This is a genomic window from Marinobacter sp. LM1 (assembly GCF_042763285.1).
In the GTDB taxonomy this organism is placed as follows: domain Bacteria; phylum Pseudomonadota; class Gammaproteobacteria; order Pseudomonadales; family Oleiphilaceae; genus Marinobacter; species Marinobacter nauticus.
The window spans coordinates 829,175-848,454 of record NZ_CP114373.1 but is presented as its reverse complement, the minus strand read 5'-3'; the positions used below and the strand labels follow the sequence as shown (position 1 = coordinate 848,454).

Annotated in this window: 14 protein-coding genes; 4 read left to right on the top strand and 10 right to left on the bottom strand. The window is 55.8% G+C overall.

The annotated features are described in order from the left end of the window. Window positions 1–116 precede the first annotated feature (116 nt). From OZ656_RS03940 to OZ656_RS03905, 8 genes are all read right to left on the bottom strand, one after another. Window positions 117–1,628 (bottom strand): AAA family ATPase, encoded by a 1,512-nt coding sequence (locus OZ656_RS03940; RefSeq protein ID WP_379944975.1) that lies wholly within the window; start codon window positions 1,626–1,628, stop codon window positions 117–119. A gap of 32 nt (window positions 1,629–1,660) precedes the next feature. Beyond that, a complete protein-coding gene (aroB, locus tag OZ656_RS03935; protein ID WP_379944974.1) occupies window positions 1,661–2,758 on the bottom strand; it encodes a 3-dehydroquinate synthase in 1,098 nt (365 codons plus the stop codon). After that, window positions 2,727–3,317, bottom strand: a complete 591-nt coding sequence (aroK, locus tag OZ656_RS03930; protein ID WP_379944973.1) for a shikimate kinase AroK — start codon at window positions 3,315–3,317, stop codon at window positions 2,727–2,729. The genes aroB and aroK overlap by 32 nt, the downstream gene beginning before the upstream one ends. Before the next feature lie 138 nt (window positions 3,318–3,455). Beyond that, complete coding sequence (gene pilQ, locus OZ656_RS03925; RefSeq protein ID WP_379944972.1) at window positions 3,456–5,573, bottom strand: type IV pilus secretin PilQ; 2,118 nt, start codon at window positions 5,571–5,573, stop codon at window positions 3,456–3,458. A 20-nt stretch (window positions 5,574–5,593) separates the two neighbouring features. Next, window positions 5,594–6,136: a pilus assembly protein PilP gene (locus OZ656_RS03920; RefSeq protein WP_199456780.1), complete on the bottom strand. Its 543-nt coding sequence runs from the start codon at window positions 6,134–6,136 to the stop codon at window positions 5,594–5,596. Window positions 6,137–6,138: 2 nt separating this feature from the next. Further along, the gene (locus OZ656_RS03915) at window positions 6,139–6,750 is read right to left on the bottom strand and encodes a type 4a pilus biogenesis protein PilO (RefSeq protein WP_278350790.1); all 612 of its coding nucleotides are present in this window, start codon (window positions 6,748–6,750) and stop codon (window positions 6,139–6,141) included. After that, complete coding sequence (locus OZ656_RS03910) at window positions 6,750–7,313, bottom strand: PilN domain-containing protein (RefSeq protein WP_224851271.1); 564 nt, start codon at window positions 7,311–7,313, stop codon at window positions 6,750–6,752. The genes OZ656_RS03915 and OZ656_RS03910 overlap by 1 nt, the downstream gene beginning before the upstream one ends. Then, window positions 7,313–8,377, bottom strand: a complete 1,065-nt coding sequence (locus tag OZ656_RS03905; RefSeq protein WP_036149326.1) for a pilus assembly protein PilM — start codon at window positions 8,375–8,377, stop codon at window positions 7,313–7,315. The genes OZ656_RS03910 and OZ656_RS03905 overlap by 1 nt, the downstream gene beginning before the upstream one ends. A gap of 237 nt (window positions 8,378–8,614) precedes the next feature. Here OZ656_RS03905 and OZ656_RS03900 point away from each other — a divergent pair, with 237 nt between their 5' ends. Then, the gene (locus tag OZ656_RS03900; RefSeq protein ID WP_379944971.1) at window positions 8,615–11,155 is read left to right on the top strand and encodes a penicillin-binding protein 1A; all 2,541 of its coding nucleotides are present in this window, start codon (window positions 8,615–8,617) and stop codon (window positions 11,153–11,155) included. An 86-nt stretch (window positions 11,156–11,241) separates the two neighbouring features. On the opposite strand, the gene OZ656_RS03895 is transcribed toward OZ656_RS03900, so the two are convergent. Both OZ656_RS03895 and rpmE read right to left on the bottom strand, forming a co-directional pair. Next, window positions 11,242–12,507: a malic enzyme-like NAD(P)-binding protein gene (locus OZ656_RS03895; protein WP_022992075.1), complete on the bottom strand. Its 1,266-nt coding sequence runs from the start codon at window positions 12,505–12,507 to the stop codon at window positions 11,242–11,244. Window positions 12,508–12,721: 214 nt separating this feature from the next. Beyond that, the gene (gene rpmE / locus OZ656_RS03890; RefSeq protein WP_014420566.1) at window positions 12,722–12,943 is read right to left on the bottom strand and encodes a 50S ribosomal protein L31; all 222 of its coding nucleotides are present in this window, start codon (window positions 12,941–12,943) and stop codon (window positions 12,722–12,724) included. Between the two features lie 190 nt (window positions 12,944–13,133). Here rpmE and OZ656_RS03885 point away from each other — a divergent pair, with 190 nt between their 5' ends. The 3 genes from OZ656_RS03885 (at window position 13,134) to argS (ending at window position 19,275) form a co-directional block, all read left to right on the top strand. Further along, window positions 13,134–15,350, top strand: coding sequence for a primosomal protein N' (locus OZ656_RS03885; RefSeq protein ID WP_379944970.1), 2,217 nt, complete (start codon window positions 13,134–13,136; stop codon window positions 15,348–15,350). Window positions 15,351–15,566: 216 nt separating this feature from the next. Continuing rightward, entirely contained in the window at window positions 15,567–17,453 is a 1,887-nt protein-coding gene (locus tag OZ656_RS03880; RefSeq protein ID WP_379944969.1) for an Ig-like domain-containing protein, read from the top strand. A gap of 136 nt (window positions 17,454–17,589) precedes the next feature. Then, window positions 17,590–19,275 (top strand): arginine--tRNA ligase, encoded by a 1,686-nt coding sequence (gene argS, locus OZ656_RS03875; protein ID WP_379944968.1) that lies wholly within the window; start codon window positions 17,590–17,592, stop codon window positions 19,273–19,275. Window positions 19,276–19,280: the final 5 nt, after the last annotated feature.

Here is a 19,280-nt window from a genome sequence, read left to right as displayed (position 1 = left end):
GGTGCAAAAAATACGCTGGCACCGAAAAAAGGGGGAAGGGATTTTACACACGTGAAACTACGTATACAATTTTTTTCGTAGTCTGGCGCCTAAAACGCACCGGAATGGTGCGAAAATCAATAACCCTCGTAGGGTCGAACCCAAGGATTCGAGATCCTCAGCGCGTCGGGCAGACTAGCCGCCGCCGCCCCGGCCTCTTCTCGGCTAGAGTATTGGCCATAAACCAGCATAAACCAAGGTAAGCCCTGGCGCTCACCCTTGGTGTAACTCAAATTCGCATCCTCGGGCGCTCGACGCAGTACATTCAACACCGTTTGTTCCTGATTGCCTGCAACAAGTTGCAGCGTCCAACCCTTACGCTGACGTAACTGGTCAAGTGCCACAAATTTAACGGGGTTAGCTGGCACAAACTCTGGCTCTGGCTCTGGCTCTGGCTCTGGCTCTGGCTCTGGCTCTGGCTCTGGCTCTGGCTCTGGCTCTGGCTCTGGCTCTGGCTCTGGCTCTGGCTCTGGCTCTGGCTCTGGCTCTGGCTCTGGCTCTGGGAGAATCTCTGTTTCAGGCAGAGGCTGTGTCAAATCTTCAGTAGCATTGGTTTCGCCCGGAACGTCAGACTCATCCTCGCCCGCAGGCGCAATCAAAGGCGCGGTTTCCGGTTCAGGCTCCGCAACACCCGGACCAATGGTAATGCTCTTGCGGACAGGCTCAGGCTCAACCCCGGCGCCGGCTTGTCGCTGAACCGTGCTCTCGTATTGCTGGGAAACAAACCACCAGGATGCCGCCAGCAACACCAGCCCCAGCGCAGGCCACCGCAAATGCGCAACCGTAAAACCAGCTTTTGAGGAGGACGTTGCCGACGACGGAACCATGTCCAGCCAAACACCCGGCGCAACACGCTTTAGCCGACCAAAGCTACCCTGACTCAACACCTCAAGCTTTTTCAACCGAGAGGCCGACAGCAGCTCAGACTGAGAACCACCCGCCCGGTGAACCCTGGGCTCGAGATAAGCCTTGATATCTTCGCGGCTTAACGGAGGTAGGTTCAGGTGATGCGCATGGGCGGAATCCGGGCGATCTTCCAATTGGCGCCACACCTGCTCGGTGCCGGCCATAATCGGAACCGCAGAAACCGACCGCTCCGAGGCCACAAATCCTGCCACCAGGAGATTCAGAACATCCGACTCAACCCGGTCTGCATCATCAACAAGCAGCACTTGCCGATGCCCCCGGCGAATCCCGGATTCAGACCAGCGAAAGTAACGGTAAATCGCCTCTCTGGGCTCAGCATCTGCCGGTATCCCGGATTTCGCCAACTGTTTCAGATAGCGCGCGAGCGCCTGGCGACTGGTGAGCGCGGAAGCGGGAATGCGATGAAAATCAAGCCTTGAGGACTCGCTGCGCACCAACTCTGCCAATACCCTGGTCTTACCGGACCCTGGCGCACCAGTTAGAACCAGCACCATATCCCCGAACCCACAAAGATGGCGCAACGTTTCCAGAGCATGCTGACGCATGGCATCCGGAAAAAATGGCGTTTCCATCTCAAGGGGATTGTCGCGCAGGCTGTATCGCTGCTGTAGCCGGGGGAAAAGTCCCCCGCCATCGGTACTGTTCAAGGATTCTTGAGCCACACGTCGTCCCTGTTTCTGAAACTCAGAGCCCATCAGCCTGCCTGCGGCAGGAATGCCCTCAAGGTATCACGGATGTTCCCGACAGACGCATTCTCGGTAATAAAGGCATCGCCTATCGCTTTCAGGAGAACCAACCGTAGCCGACCATCCACATTCTTCTTGTCTACCGACATCAGGTTCATGAAGTCTTCAGGTGTCATATCATCCGGTGCCTGCTCGGGCAAGCGGGCCCGCCGAATCAGAGCAACAGCCCGGGCCCGGTCATCCGCAGAGATCAGCCCTTCTCTCACTGAAAGATCAGCGGCCATCATCATACCTGTACCCACGGCTTCGCCGTGCAACCAGTTGCCGTAGCCGGCGAAGGTCTCGATGGCATGGCCGAAGGTATGGCCGAGATTGAGGATTGCACGTAACCCACCCTCTCGTTCGTCAAGCGCAACAACTTCCGCCTTACAGACACAGGATCGATAGATCGCCTCACCTAATGCCTCGGCATCAAGTCGTAACAGGCTCTCCATGGAATCCTCAAGCCAGGCCAGGAAAGACTCGTCCCGAATCAGGCCATATTTGATCACCTCTGCGAGACCGGCAGACACCTCCCTCTCCGGCAGTGTTTGCAAGCTGTTGGTATCGATCAGCACCGCCTGCGGCTGATGGAAAGCACCGATCATGTTCTTGCCAAGCGGGTGATTTATCCCTGTTTTCCCCCCAACAGACGAGTCCACTTGAGAGAGCAGCGTGGTTGGAACCTGTATGAAGGGAACGCCGCGCTGGTAACAGGCCGCCGCGAAACCCGCCATATCACCCACAACGCCGCCGCCCAGGGCAACGAGTGTCGTTTTGCGGGTATGTCGTTTTTCCAGAAGCGCGTCGAAAATGAGGTTGAGCGTCTGCCAATCCTTGAACTGTTCTCCATCGGGCAAGGTCACTACGTCAATGGCCTTGCCGGGAAAACAGCCTTTCACCTTCTCAAGATACAGCGGGCCGACGGTATCGTTGGTAACGATCATAACCTGCTGGCCTGCCACCCAGCGTGTCAGGTCAAACGAACCCAGCAACCCCTGCCCGATAATGATCGGATAGCTACGCTCCCCAAGCTCAACCTTCAGCTTTCGAAGTACCTTGTGCATTATGCCTGCCCTCTTTCCGCCGCTGTCTTCTGTGGCGGGGCGTTTTCGGATTGATACGGTTGACCAGTTGCCGCACCACAAGACGTGGGCTTTTGCGATCGGTAAACATTACGATGTCTGCCAACTCGGTATAGAGCGGATCCCGAATCGCAAACAGCCGGCGCAATACGCCTTCCGGATCGTCATTCTGCAACAATGGCCGGTTACGGTCCTTACGGGTACGCTCAACCTGTTGGTCGATAGACGTTTTTAGGTAAATCACCACCGAGTTCTTTTTCAGCAATCCGCGATTTTCAGCACGCATGACGGCACCGCCTCCGGTCGCCAGTACCGTTCCCATTTCGTTAGACAACTCGTCAAGCATTGCGGTTTCACGCTGGCGAAAACCATCCTCACCTTCAACATCGAAGATCCAGGGAATATTGGCGCCGCAGCGTTCTTCAATAATGCGGTCAGAATCGAGAAAACGGTACCCGAGTTCCTTGGCTAGCATCCGGCCGATGGTACTTTTTCCGGCCCCCATGGGCCCGACCAGTACTACGCGTTTGGGCAAAGACATAATTTCCGCTCAACAGATTTCAAGCGGGTGAGAATAGCACAGGGCGCACCTTTCCATAAGTCACCGGCACCAGAAGCACTACTCCAGATACGAAAAAGCCGCCGGGGTTAGCGGCGGCTTTTCGGTTTACTGGCCGGATCAGTCGATCAGGTCGTTCTTGATGATCTTCGGGGTGATGAAGATCAGCAGCTCACTGCGCTCATTGATGTGCTCAGTACGCTTGAACAGGCGGCCAAGGTAGGGAATATCACCCAGGAACGGAGTCTTGGTGGTTTGCGTGGCCACCTCGGACTGGAAGATACCACCCAGAACCACTGTCTCGCCGTTCGCCACCAGCACTTGAGTCATAACTTCATTGGTGTTGATCGACGGAATACCGGCCGTGACCTCGCCCCGGGAATCCTGGTTGACTACCAGATCCATAATGATCTTATCATCCGGGGTAATTTGCGGGGTCACTTCCAACGATAGCACAGCCTCCTTAAAAGAAACGGAAGTGGCACCACTGGACGCAGCTTTCTGGTACGGAATCTCTTCACCGGACTTGATAGATGCCGTCTGGCGGTCCGCAGTCACAACCCGCGGCTGGGAGACCACTTCTGCACGGCCGTCGCTTTCGAGGGCAGAAAGCTCCAGATCTACCAGGAAGTCATCACTGCCCCAGCCGATTGCGAAGGAGGATGCGCCCTCGCCAGACACCCCTAGATCAACACCCAAGGCACCCGGGAAGGAAATGGTATTGCTGCCACCGCCAGCTGCGTCGCGAGCTTCCTGCAGGGTGCCCAGCGAGCCACCAATGGTCACAACGTCATCGCCATCGACATTGTAAGCAGCACCACCCCAGCGAACACCCAGATCTTCCGCCACGTTAGTTTGGGCACGAACAATGCGAGCTTCAATTGACACTTGGCGAACCGGGACATCCCACGTGGATACCAGCCGGCGTATTTCCTCCAGCTTCTCAGCGGTTTCCCGAACACTGATGGTATTGGTTCTGGCATCAGATGACACAAAACCGCGGGAGGAGATCAGTTCTTCATCCGCCTGAATCAGAGCAACCACATCCGCCGCCTTGGCGTAGTTCACCTGAATAATATCCAGCCGCACCGGTGCCAACTCAGCGATCTGCTTATTCGTCTCGAGCTCCAGTTTCTCACGAGCCGCAATTTCTTCAGCCGGCGCAACCAGCAGTACGTTGCCAATCTGGCGTTTGTCCAAACCTTTGGTCTTGAGAATCAGGTCCAGGGCCTGGTCCCACGGCACATTCTGCAGACGCAGAGTGATGCTGCCACCCACAGTGTCACTGGCCACCAGGTTCAGGCCGGTGAAATCGGCAATCAGCTGAAGTACAGAGCGCACTTCAATATCCTGGAAGTTCAGGGACAGTTTCTCACCGGTGTACGGGAACTTCTCTTCACGGCGGATTTCCGCTTCTTCCTGGGACAGCTCTTCAACACTGACCGTAAACTCCCGGCCAGACTGGTAGGCAATGTAGTCGTACTCGCCTTCCGGACGGATTTCGATCACCGCATTGCCATCTTCAACAAATGTATCGATACGGGTTACCGGAGTGGCGAAGTCCGAAACATCCAGGCGACGGCGCAGGTTGGCCGGCACCTCCAGGTCCGGCATGGTCAGCCGGATACGGCCACCAAGCTCAGTGAGGTTTACAGCGGCCTTGGTGCTGCCGAGATCCACAATCACCCGACCTTCACCGTCTTTGCCCCGGCGGAAATCCACATCCGCCAGCGCATTGGAAGATGAGGTTGAGGCAACTGGCGCTGACTGGGGCTGTGCCGGGCGGGAGCTCGCCACAGGCGCTGAACCGCCTCCACCAATGGTCATTACCAGCGAGTTATTGTTGCGAACCGTTTCATGAGGCACCAGCTCCACCAGATTGAAGATCAACCGGGTGCGGTCCTTGGTTTCCACGACCGTCAGGCTCTGGGCATTTCCGCTACCCAGCGGAATGCTGCGCTGATTGAGGCCGCTGGTGGTATCCGACAGGTCTACGGCGATCCGTGCAGGACGCTCGATGGTATAACCCTTAGGTTCGGGCGGGGCACCATCGAACTTCATGGTCACTTCGAGGCCTTCCCCCGGCAGCGACGTAAACGATACGTCTTCCAGCGTGACCGCTCCGGCCAGGCTACTCCATAACCCGATGGCAATCACGCCGACACAGACATTGAGTTTTTTGAACATCGCTAGCCTCGATCCCACAACTTTTTGTTCATGCATATTTCTTTCAATCATGTTTTTGCCGCTCCCCTGCCTCATTCTTCATCCAGGGACAGGGAGCGCGGGCGCTCGACCCAACCACCCCGGCCGTTCGGAACGATTTCCACCAGCTCGATCCGGGTGTCGCTCACGCCAACCACCCGGCCGTAATTCTGGCCCATGTAGTTACCGGTGCGGACTCGGTGAATCCCGCCTTCGTTGTCCCGTATTAACGCGAACAGGTTGCCATCCACGCCCTGCAGAGTACCGACCATTCCAAGTGATTTAAGGTCAAAGTTCTCCAGAACTTCCTTCGGTCGATCCAGATCCGGTTCTACGTCACTCACCGGCTCTTCATCGGCCATGGTCAGCTGAACATCGATGGGCGGCTCGAACGGCGCTCTCCGATCGGCTGCCGAATAACTGAATGCCTCGTAGGCCTTGAATTCCGGCAGGGGCTCAACGTGGCCCCGGGGCTTGGCCCGGGTATCCGCCATAAACTTGTCCAGATCAGAGAAACCGTTTCCCTGGGAACAAGCCGTCAGCAAAGAGGCCAGACACACACCCAGCCAGGCTTTTCCCGCATGCTTTCCTGTCATGCTCACTCTCCAGCCCGGTAGCGGTAGGTACGGGCAACAACCTGCATATCAAGCTGGTCGCCCTCTCCGCTGATTGGTTTGATGGTTAAATCGTGCAATGTAACGATCCGCGGCAGGCTCGCCACACTGCTTACGAAAGAGGCCAGCTCATGATATGAACCGGATACCCGAATATTAATGGGAAGTTCGGAGTAGAAGTCTCGCTGCTGCTCCGGCTGAAGCTTGACTTCCTGCAGCGCCAAACCGCTCCCTAACGCCGTATTGGTAATATCTTCCAGCAAGCCAGGCACCTCGGTTTCACTAGGCAGCTGACGCACCAGCGCTCCAAAGGTTTCCTCCATCTCTTCCATCTGTGCCTTGAAAACATCCAGGTTCGCCACCTGATACGCTTTTTGCTCGTAGCGCTGTTTGAGCTCCTGCTCTTGCCGTTCCACTCGATCAAGCTGGGCATACTGATCCTTGATAAAGAACCAGTATCCACCACCGAGTATCAGACCGAAGACAATCAACGCCACAATGGCCTTGACTGGTGCTGGCCAGATGCCGGCATTGTTGATATCAAGATCATTGATATCGAATTCGTTAAGACTTTTCAGAGAGTCCGCGAGGCTCATCAGTTATCCTCCCCTTCGGGCTCAGGTGTGCGCTGCTGGACAGAAAGATTGAACTGGCTATAGCCAGAACGGGCGCTGTCTGCTGCAGCCACATTGGTCAGGTTGGGATTGGCAAACCATTCAGAATCTTCGAACTGACGCATCAGGTTCGAAATTCGGCTATTGGACTCAGCCATCCCCACAATATCAAGTCGCTCACCGCTCTTCTTAAGATCGGTGTAGTAAAGCCCGTCAGGAAGGGTCCTCACCAATTCATCGAACACCCGCACAATTACAGGCCGCTTGCCTTGAAGATCCTGAATCACCTGCATGCGTGCCAGCAATTCATCGCGCTGACGCTTGAGGTTTTCAATCTCCTTGATCTGCTTGTCCAGCTCTTTGGTCGCAGTCTCGATATAGGCATTACGGGATTGCTGATAGGCAATTCGGCTATCCATATCCGATTTCCAGAGGAAAGCCAGGCCACCCGCGATAATCACGGCGCCCAGTATCATCACGACAAACTGCTTCTGCTTCTCCGCGCGAAGCTCTTCCCGCCAGGGCCTGAGGTTAATCTTTGCCATCAGTCGAAACTCCTCATTGCCAGACCGCAGGCAATCATCAACGAGGGGGCATCATTGCTTAGCGCAGAGGCGTTAACCCGGGAGCCCACCGCCATATTGGCAAACGGATTGGCCACCAGGGTTGGCGTTCCAGTTTTCTCTTCCACCATTTCCGTGAGCCCCTGAATCGACGCTGTTCCTCCGGCAAGCACCACGTAATCCACCGCGTTGTACTGACTCGCGCCGAAGAAAAACTGCAGCGCCCGCGCCACTTGCTGAACAACCGCTTCCCGGAACGGGGTCAGGACTTCCTCGTTGTAGTCGTCTGGCAAACCACCCTGCTTCTTGGCCAGACCCGCCTCTTCAAGCGAAAGCCCGTAACGACGCTGAATCTCTTCCGTCAGCTGTTTTCCGCCAAAGATCTGCTCGCGGGTATAGACCGTTTTGCCCTCTGCCAGCACACTCAGGGTTGTCATGGTTGCACCGATATCGACGATGGCAACCACCAACTCTTCGCCCTGAGAATCAAGCTGGGGCTCAATCAGACTGTAAGCGCGCTCCAGAGCGTAGGCTTCCACATCGACAATCCTGGTTGTCAGCCCTGCAATTTCCAGGGCATCTTCTCGGATATCGACGTTTTCCTTACGGCAGGCTGCCAGCAGCACATCCACCTGATCCGGGTTGGATTCGGACGGGCCCTGGACTTCAAAATCGATCGCCACTTCATCAAGGGGGTAAGGAATGTACTGATCCGCTTCCAGTGCGATCTGGTCTTCCATCTCAAACTCGTTAAGACCACCATCCATCTGGATAACCTTGGTGATCACCGCCGAGCCGGAAACAGCAACGGCTACCTGCTTCACACTGGTACGTGATTTGGACGCGACACGCTTGAGCACTTCCCCAACCGCTTCAACGTCTGTGATGTTTTTTTCAACCACTGCATTGGCCGGCAACGGCTCTACCGCATAGCTCTCGACCTTATATCGATCGCCATGTTTTGACAGCTCTAGCAGCTTGACCGAACTGGAGCTTACATCCACTCCAAGGACGGCACTGGATTTTTTTCCTGGTAATCCGAACACGCGCTCACCCTATACCTGGTTAAATGCACCCGGCGTTGGAACCCCTGAACCACTCCCTGTAAAGGCGATCATTTCAGAGGCGTTCTATGTGTTTTTTATGTAAGAGAATTTCTTATTTATTCCGTCTACAATGCAATCTCTCGAATTTCGGGAGACATTGCAGACGGCGAGGCGACCGAACCTTCCTAAAGCAATTTCTCAAATAATAGACCTATATCCAACAGTTGTCAGAAAAAAATGTCTCATTTGTTGCGTACATCTCGCGTTTTTGCCTGGTTCTTTCTTACCGGCCTGAGTGTCGCCATTATTATTTCCTCAAGCCTGTATCTTTATCTTCGGCCCAATCTGCCACCGGTTGAGCAATTGCTGGATGTCCGGCTGCAGACGCCTTTACGGGTGTATAGCAAAGACAGCAGATTAATAGCAGAATTCGGTGAAAAGAGAAGGGCACCGATCACAATAGAACAGATCCCTACAATTCAGTTACAAGCCTTTCTGGCGGCGGAAGACGCGCGTTTTTACGAGCACTTCGGAGTCGACATTAAAGGCCTGACGCGGGCTGCAGTGGAACTGATCACCACCGGAGAAATCCAGTCTGGCGGCAGCACCATCACCATGCAGGTTGCAAAAAATTACTTTTTGTCACGCGACCGGACCTTCATCCGAAAGTTCAACGAGATACTGCTGGCTCTTCAGATTGAACGTGAACTGGATAAAAACCGGATTCTTGAGCTCTACCTGAACAAGATCTACCTCGGTAACCGGGCCTATGGAATCGCCGCCGCAGCCCAGGTCTACTACGACAAACCGGTGACAGAACTGTCACTGGCACAGATGGCAATGCTGGCCGGCTTGCCCAAAGCCCCTTCGGCCTATAACCCTCTCGCAGATCCGGAACGAGCCTTGATCCGCCGCAACTGGATTCTCGGCAGGATGAAAGACCTGGGCTACATCACCGAAGACGCCTGGTCTCTGGCCAGCAAAGCACCTCTGACCGCCAGCTATAACACCCGTGACGCCGAAGTGGACGCCGACTACGTGGCAGAGATGGCCCGGGCAGAAATGGTTCGCCGCTACGGGGAAAACGCCTACACCGACGGTTACAGCGTGACCCTGACGGTCGACAGCACCAAGCAACAAACTGCCACCGAAGCCCTGAGGGCAGGCCTCGAAGCCTATGACCGCCGGCACGGTTTCCGGGGCCCCATCGGACAGTTCGACATTGAAGGCCTGACCCCGGCCGAACTGTCGGACAAGATGCAGAACTACCCGCGGGTTGAAACGCTGGTACCAGCCGTTGTGACATCCATAGATGACGAAAAAGATGAAGTGAGAGTGCACGCACGGCGCCTGGGCCCGGGCATTATGCCATTTGACACCATGACCTGGGCACGCCGATTCCGCACCGAGAGCATTACCGGGCCCGAACCACAGAATCCTTCCGAGGTGGTCAGCCCCGGAGACGTCATCTATGTCAAAGTCGACCAACTGCCACAGGTTGCAGATTCTGAAGCAGAATCGGGCAGCGCGAGCGTATCGACTCAGGCAGTCACCGAACTGCACGTTTCCCTGGCGCAGGCACCCAGAATCGAGGGCGCACTTATCTCTCTCGAGGCCAAAACCGGCGCCATTGAAGCTTTGGCGGGCGGCTACAGCTTCAACCAGAGCAAGTACAATCGCGCCACCCAGGCCAGCCGCCAACCAGGCTCAACGTTCAAGCCGTTCCTGTACCTTTCCGCGCTGGAAAACGGCCGAACACCGGCGACCATCTACAACGACGCTCCGATCGTATTCGAAGACTCCGAACTTGAAACCGCATGGCGACCACAAAACTCATCGGGCCAGTTCTACGGACCAACCACCTTGCGCGAGGGCCTTTACCGCTCCCGCAACCTGGTTTCCATCCGCCTGCTGAGAGACCTGGGCATCAACACCACCCTCAGCTACCTGAAGCAACTCAAACTCCCGACTGAAAATATGCCCTCCAACCTCTCGCTCTCCCTGGGCAGCGGCCTGCTGACCCCTATGGAGCTGGCAAGAGGCTTTGCGGTGATAGCCAATGGCGGTTACGACGTACAGCCCTACCTGATTGAACGAATCGAGGAATGGGACGGCACCGTGGTCTATGAAGCCCCGAAGACCATATTATGCGACGAGAACTGCGACGCCTTCCCGACACAGGTCGCCGATGCCGAACAACGCACTTCGGAGCAACCACCCGAAATTGAAGGCATGACACTGCCAGCCTCCGCTGCCGGGGAGAACACAACCGAACCACGGATCATGCAACGCCTGGCCGACGAACGATCAATCTACATCATGCACTCCATGATGCAGGACGTGGTTCGCAGGGGAACGGGGCGGCGCGCTCTAGCCCTGAATCGCAGCGACATCGCAGGCAAGACGGGCACCACCAACGAGCAGAAAGACACCTGGTTCGCGGGCTTCAACCACGATATCGCAACCACGGTCTGGGTCGGATTTGACCAACCCGCCCCCCTGGGTCGCGGCGAGTTTGGCGCCAGTACCGCGCTGCCGATATGGGTCGACTATATGAAGGTAGCGCTGGCAGACCAGCCAGCAGCCACCATGCCCAGGCCCAACGGCATCGTGAATATCCGCATCAATCCGGAAACCGGAGAAAGAGCCCGGCCCGGCGAAGAAGCCGTGTTCGAGATATTCAAGGAAGAAGACGCACCCTCGCCTCTGCCAGCCGAGAGTATCGGAGGGAATGGCGACAATGGTAACGGGGACGACCTGTCTCGGCAGATCTTCTGATCTGTCGCTGCATCACCCCAAGCAGGACGCACAAAAAAACCGGCGGGATCTCCGCCGGTTTTTTTTAAAGCCAGACTACATCCCGATCAGATGATGTCGTCCATAGACTTCAGCGGGTAATGCGCGGGGTACGGATTGCGCGCAACACCGGAATCTACCGCAGCACGGGCCACAGCAGCCGGTACCACTTCCAGCAGACGAACGTCCATCGGCTTCGGAATAATGTATTCCTTACCGAATTCAAACGCATCAACACCGTAGGCTTCACAGATTTCCTGCGGCACCGGCTCTTTGGCCAGTTCACGGATCGCATTAACCGCGGCAACCTTCATTTCCTCGTTGATAGCGGTCGCACGTACATCCAGTGCACCACGGAAAATGAACGGGAAGCCAAGCACGTTGTTCACCTGGTTCGGGTAGTCAGAGCGACCGGTCGCCATGATCAGATCATCGCGGGTGGCCAGAGCCACTTCCGGGCTGATTTCCGGATCCGGGTTGGAACAGGCAAACACTACCGGGTTCGGCGCCATTTTCGCCAACTGCTCGGCAGACAGAAGATCCGGGCCGGACAGCCCCAGGAACACGTCTGCGCCGTCGATGGCGTCGTCCAGAGTGCGCTTGTCGGTATCGTTGGCGAACATCGCCTTGTACTGGTTCAGATCATCACGACCAGAGTGGATCACACCCTTACGGTCGAGCATGAAGATGTTCTCAGAGCGCATACCGCAGCTGATCAGCAACTTCATGCAGGCAATGGCGGCCGCACCGGCGCCCAGACATACCACCTTTGCCTCTTCAATTTTCTTGCCCTGCAGCTCAAGAGCATTGATCATGCCGGCCGCAGTTACGATAGCGGTACCGTGCTGGTCATCGTGGAAGATGGGCACGTTACACTTTTCAATCAGCGCACGCTCAATCTCGAAGCACTCCGGTGCCTTGATGTCTTCGAGGTTGATACCACCGAAGGTATCGGCGATACGCTCAACAGTTTCAATAAACGCTTGCGGGCTTTCGGAATTAACCTCGATGTCGAAGACGTCAATTCCGGCAAAGCGCTTGAACAGTACGCCCTTGCCTTCCATAACCGGCTTGCTCGCCAGAGGGCCGAGATTACCCAGACCCAGGATAGCGGTACCGTCAGAGATCACGGCGACCAGGTTACCCTTGGCTGTGTATTTGTAAGCGTTCTCGGGGTCCTTCGCGATCTCGCGGACCGGTTCGGCAACCCCGGGGCTGTACGCCAGGGAGAGGTCGCGGGAAGTCTGGGTCGGCTTCGTGATTTCAACACTCAGCTTACCCGGCCGCGGTTTGGCGTGATATTCAAGGGCTGCTTCTTTCAGATCTTGAGACATTGCCACTGTTCCGTTTGTCACGTTTAAAGGTAAATCCCGCTGGAGCTCGCCCAACGGAGCGCGCCATTATGGCGCGCTCGACCCGAAACGACAAGCCGAAATCGAATATTTTGTGAACAGTCAATAGTGCATTTTGCGTATATAGCAACTTTTATTTTTCATTGGCGCACAAAAAAAGCGCCCGAAGGCGCTTTTTTCAACATCCCGGTGCGGATCAGTCTTTCTTGCCACCGATACGGCTGCCGAAACGCTTCTGGAAGCGATCGATACGACCACCGGTGTCCATAACCTTCTGCTTGCCGGTGTAGAACGGGTGGCACTGGGAGCATACGTCCAGCTGCAGATCGTGGCCGATGGTTGAACGGGTCTTGATTACATTACCGCACGAACAGGTAGCGGTGATGTCTTCGTACTTCGGGTGAATACCTTCTTTCATGGCGAACCTCGTTAGGTCATGCCGCTACCTGATCACGGGGCATTTTGGCTGCCCAGGTGCCAGGCACCGCATGTTTGAATCAATTGAAAAGACCGTGCACAATCAAGCCCGGCCAGAAACAGACCGCGAATCTTACTGACAAACCCGACCACAGGCAAGTATCTTGGCCATCCGGAACAGTCCGGATACCATGCAACCAGCCTACTTTTGCCCGCTTCCAGGATACGCAGTTACCGTGACACGGCCCTCGACCGCTCGCATCGCCCTGAATCGCCCCCTTCGGCGACTCTTTGATTACCGAATCCCGGAGACCATGACAGTCTCACCCGGGCAACGCGTGAAAGTACCCTTTGGCAGGCAAACCCTGACCGGCCTTGTGGTGGAAACCGGCGTGACACCACCAGACGGCATTACCCTCAAGCCCATCCTGGAAGTGCTGGAGCCGTGGCTCGCCTTACCCACAGCCACCTTCCAACTCCTTAGCTGGGCCAGCGACTACTATCAGCACCCCTTGGGTGAGTGCCTGTTCACCGCTCTGCCTCCCGCATTACGTCGAGGCCGGCCGTCACAGCAGAAACAGGATGAACACTGGCAAGGCACCCAAAACATCGCCCCACTGCCGGCCAACGCCCATCGACAGAAAGCCTTGCTGGAAGCCATCCAGCGCGCCCCCGGCATATCGACCGGCGAACTGGTTAAAGCCGGCTTCAACCGCCCTCAGATCAAAAGCCTTCACGATAAAGGCCTCATCGAACTTAGCGATCCACAGCATCCGACTTCCAGCGAGAGCATCGCCACAGTAAACGGCCCCAGACTCTCACCCGCACAACTCGCAGCGGCCAAAGAATTACCGCAGGTTACAGATCACTTCAGCGCCACACTTCTTTATGGCATCACCGGGAGCGGCAAGACCGAGCTCTATCTTCATTACCTGACACAAAAACTGCAGGACGACCAACAGGCTCTGGTACTGGTTCCCGAAATCAACCTCACGCCCCAGACCCTCGAGCGCTTCCGGCGTTACTTCGGCAACCGGATTGTGGCCTGGCACTCGGCCCTGAACGACAGCGAACGCCTGGCTACCTGGCTGAGAATCCGACATGGGGAACCGGTTATTCTGATTGGCACCCGCTCCGCCGTCTTGCTGCCGTTTACGAATCTTCGCGCCATTGTTGTGGACGAAGAACACGACAGCTCCTACAAGCAGGGCGAAGGGTTTCGCTACTCGGGGCGGGACGTTGCCGTGTATCGGGCTCACCTGAATCAATGCCCCGTCATCCTGGGCTCAGCAACGCCTTCGCTGGAATCCTGGCACAACGCCAGGCAAGGCAAATACCACCTTATCCGTCTGGAACAACGGGCTGGCAATGCCTTACCTCCGGAAGTGGAGTTGCTCGACATCCGCAGCCGCCCTCTGGAAGCCGGCCTCTCGCGCCCCACCCTGGACTCTATAAAGGAAACACTGGCACGAGGTGAGCAGGCACTGGTATTTGTGAACCGGCGGGGATTCGCACCCATCATGATGTGCTTCGATTGTGGCCACATGGAGGAATGCCCGCGCTGCGATACCCGACTGACATACCATCGCCGGGACAGAGCCATGCGTTGCCATCACTGCGACTTCCAGATGGCCGCAAGCCACAGCTGCCCCAAATGCCGGAGTGAAAATTTCAAACCCGTAGGCCAGGGCACAGAGCGCACAGAAGAAACCCTGGCCGAACAGTTTCCGAACACCCCCATTGTACGGGTCGACAGGGACAGCACCCAGCGCAAAGGGAGTATCCAGAATATACTGGCAAAGGTGAACAGCGGTGCCCCCTGCATACTGGTAGGCACCCAGATGCTCGCCAAGGGCCATGACTTTCCCAACGTGACCCTGGTTGCCGTCGTCAACGCCGATGGCGGCCTGTTCAGTGTCGATTTTAGGGCGCCGGAGCAGATGGTACAGACGCTTTTGCAAGTCAGCGGCCGCGCTGGCCGGGGCGAAAAACCCGGCAAAGTGCTGATTCAGACCTGCCACAGCGACCACCCGTTATTGAAATCGCTCTGTCAGGGTAACTATGCCGCTCTGGCAGACCAACTTATGGCCGAACGACGAATCGGCGCCCTTCCGCCATTCCGCTCCATGGCCATACTCCGCGCGGAAGCCGACACCATGCAGGCAAGCCTGCACCTGCTGGACACCATTAAACCGATGACGGCCGCGAAAGGCATAGAAACCTGGGGGCCGCTACCGGCGGTGATTGCACGTAAAGCCGACCGGCACCGGGCGCAACTGATCCTCTGCAGCGACCACCGGCGCCAACTCAACCACTTGCTTAGTCACATTTGTCAGCATCTGGATCAGAGCAAACTGCCGGCGAGCACTAAATGGATTGTGGATGTGGATCCTCAGGAGACCGGGTAATACCCTACACTCCAAAATGTGACACAGCGCCCACCATGCAATTCGTTACAATCTTTTTCAGAATTCCCCATTCGTAAGCATTTCGTTTGAATTGACTGTGCTATGATTTTCAGCCATATAACCAACAAACCTAGAAACAAACCTGAGGTTGCGGTTCTCGTGCAGGGAATGCGCAGCGAAAAGGCTTTTGCTGTAAACGAAAACTGGAGATGAAAAATGTCAGGGAAATTCCTTGCGCGTGCGTCAGCGTTATCGCTGGCTTTTGTTTTAGCGGCTTGTGGGGGGGACGATAGCTCAACACCTCTGGCTGGCGGCGGTAATGGTGGCAGTGGTGGCAATGGCTCTGATAGCGGCGACTCCCCAACCGAAACACAGACACAGGTCGGCTCGATCGACATACTTGCCAATCCAATTCGCTTAAATACCTCGACTTCTGCCAGCTCAGAAATCACCGCAAGGGTGAAAAGCGATAATGGAGTATTGCTCGCCGATATCCCGGTAACATTTTCAGCCCCTCAGGGCGGAACATTACAGGTATCTCAAGGCATTACCGATGAAGCGGGAATAGCAACAGCTAAATTAACCGGCGAAAATGATAGAAAAAACAAAACGCTCATCGTCTCAGCGTCCGCGGGTGATGTAAGCCAATCTGTCGCTATTGAGGTAACAGGCACTAGACTCACATTGAAAGGCCCGGAATCAATATCTTTTGGCAACAGTGAGAGCTATCAGGCTGTACTTCTGGATTCAGAAGGAAACGGCATTTCTGATCAGGTGATATCGGTATCTACGACTCTTGGATCAATCAGCTCTGAAACACTTACTACGGCGGACAACGGCGCAGTTACTTTTGCACTCTCAAGCGCAAATACAGGCGGTACGGCGAACATTACAGCTTCAGCTTTTGAGGGTGAAAGCGCTCTCACTGCAACGCTGGATGTCTCAATCTCAAGTGATGACTTTGCATTTTCCTCTCCAGCCAACGGTTCCGAAGTAGACATTGGTGGGCCAGAAAAACTTACAATAAGCTGGGAAAGAGATGGTAACCCAGTTCCAGATAATTCAACTATTAACGTCAGCACCACGCGCGGCATTCTGTCTCCGGCAGATGGAGTAGTCACAACTAATGGCGGCATTGCTGAGATTGATATTGCATCTTCAAGCGCAGGGCTCTCGACCATTACAGCAAGAGACCCCGCTTCAGGCCTTACAACTTCGCTCGACATTGAGTTTGTTGCAATTACACCCGAAACATTAAGCGTTCAGGCCACGAAAACCCAACTAAGCCTTAATGACTCAACCGAAGTCATTGCGATTGTGCGTGATGCTGACAACAATCCAGTAAAGAACCAGGTAGTAAATTTTCTATTAAGTGAAGATGTAAGTGGTGGCCGCCTGACTGACAGCGTGGCAATTACTGACTCACAAGGTCGCGCCTCAACTACTTATATCGCAGGTTCCAATAATAGTGGACGTGATGGTGTCAAGATCGAGGCCACCACAAATAGTACGATCTCCGACACAACCTCGCTCACCGTCGCACGGCAAGCCCTGAGGCTAGCGCTTGGTACCGGCAATCAACTCGAAGAGCCAGACTCCGTGCGCTATAGAAAGCCTTACCTTGCCATTGTTACCGATGCAAATGGCGCCCCGATAGAAAATGCCCAAGTCGAACTCAGCGTTCTACCGACAGGCTATTCAAAAGGGCGTTACCAAGATTTAGACGGCAAATGGGTACAAGCCCCTGGTGCAGTGTTCTGCGCCGCAGAGGATATAAATCAGAATGGCCAGCTCGACCCAGGCGAGGACACAAACGGTAGCGATAAGCTAGAACCAACAAACTCCGCCACGACAAGTGCTTCGTCAATCACCACGGCCGCTGATGGCTCGGCAGATTTTGATCTACTGTACCCGCAAAGTCATTGCAACTGGGTTCAAGTACAGCTAACGGCAACAGTAAGAGTGGGAGGTACAGAGAACGAGGAGTCGGCAAAGTTTTTCCTTTCCTGTCTCGCTAGCGACTTAGGCAACACAGACATAGAACCACCGGGGGGAACTGAGGGGCTATACGGCTCACAACCAAACTGTGCCAATCTAGACTAAGTAATACCCAAAAGCCCGGCCGCAGCGCCGGGCTTTTTGCTTACACACCAACTTTCCGCGATAATACGCCCCTTCTGTTTTCAACGGGCGCCCTGCCCTGACACCCATTCTTCTGCAAACCGAGTCATTCGACAGCATGAAAGAGACCGTATCCGAGCTTCTCCAGTCTGCACTGGCGACCCTGCAATCTGACGGCACACTGCCGGCAGACCAGAGCTTCACTCCTCAGGTGGGCAACACCAAAGACAAGTCCCACGGGGACTATGCCTGTAACATTGCCCTGGTGGCCTCCAAAGCCGCCGGCTGCCCGCCTCGCAAGCTGGCCGAAGCCCTGGTGGAGGCATTGCCAGAGAGCTCCGCCGTGGAGAAAGTGGAAATTGCCGGGCCGGGGTTTATCAATTTTTTCATGAGCACTGCCAGCGCCTTCGGCATTGTGAACACTATCCTGGACGAAGCACAGCAGTTCGGCCGCAACAACTCTGGTAACGGCGAAAAGGTTCAGGTCGAGTTTGTGTCCGCCAACCCCACTGGCCCTCTGCACGTGGGTCACGGACGGGGCGCCGCCATTGGCGATTGCCTGTGCCGCTTGCTGGAAGCCAACGGTTACAACGTTACCCGGGAGTTTTACTACAACGACGCCGGAGCCCAGATCAACAATCTGGCCCTTTCGGTGCAGTCTCGCGTTAAGGGCCTGACGCCGGAAGATGAAAGCTGGCCGGAAGATGGCTACCGGGGCGATTACATCATCGATGTGGCGAACGCCTACCTTGCTGGCGAAACCGTGGTGGCCGACGACCGCGAGGTAACCGCAAAAGCCGATCCGGAAGACCGGGATGCCATCCGGGAATTCGCCGTCGCCTACCTGCGCCGCGAGCAGGATCTGGACCTGAAAGCCTTCGGGGTTCAGTTCGATGTGTATTTCCTGGAATCCTCTCTGTACGAGGATGGCAAGGTGGAAGCCACCGTTGAGCGCCTCAAGGCCAACGGTTACACCTATGAGCAGGATGGCGCCATGTGGCTGAAAACCACCGAGTTCGGCGACGACAAAGACCGGGTAATGCGCAAGAAAGACGGCGGCTACACCTACTTCCTGCCCGATGTCGCCTACCACCTGGACAAGTGGCAGCGCGGTTTTACCACCGTAATTAACGAGCAGGGCGCTGACCACCACTCCACCGTAACCCGTGTTCGCGCGGGACTGCAGGCCCTGAAGGCAGATATCCCCCAGGGATGGCCGGATTACGTTCTGCACCAGATGGTGATGGTGACCCGCTCTGGCCAGGAAGTAAAAATCTCCAAGCGCGCAGGCAGCTACGTTACCGTGCGGGATCTGATCGACGAAGTGGGCCGGGATGCCACCCGCTTCTTCCTGGCGGCACGTCGCGTGGATTCCCAGTTGACTTTCGATATCGACCTGGCGCGCTCCCAGACCAATGAAAACCCGGTGTATTACATCCAATATGCCCATGCCCGGATTTGCAGCGTGCTGCGCAAGCTGGCCGCCGAGGGCGTACAGCGTGGCATGAACGAATGCGTCGGCGACCTGAGCCTGCTGACTCTGGATGAAGAAAAAGAGCTGGCCAACCAGTTGGCGAAGTATCCGGAACTGATTGCCAACTCTGCCGCCCAGCGCGAGCCGCATCACCTCACCCATTACCTGCGTGAGCTGGCGGGCCAGTTCCATACTTACTACAACGCCCACAAGGTGCTGATTGAAGATACCGCCCTGCGGGACGCAAGAGTCAGCCTGTACCTGGCCGTGCGCCAGGTGATTGCCAACGGCCTGGACCTGCTCGGCGTAAGCGCACCAGAGGAGATGTAATCAGG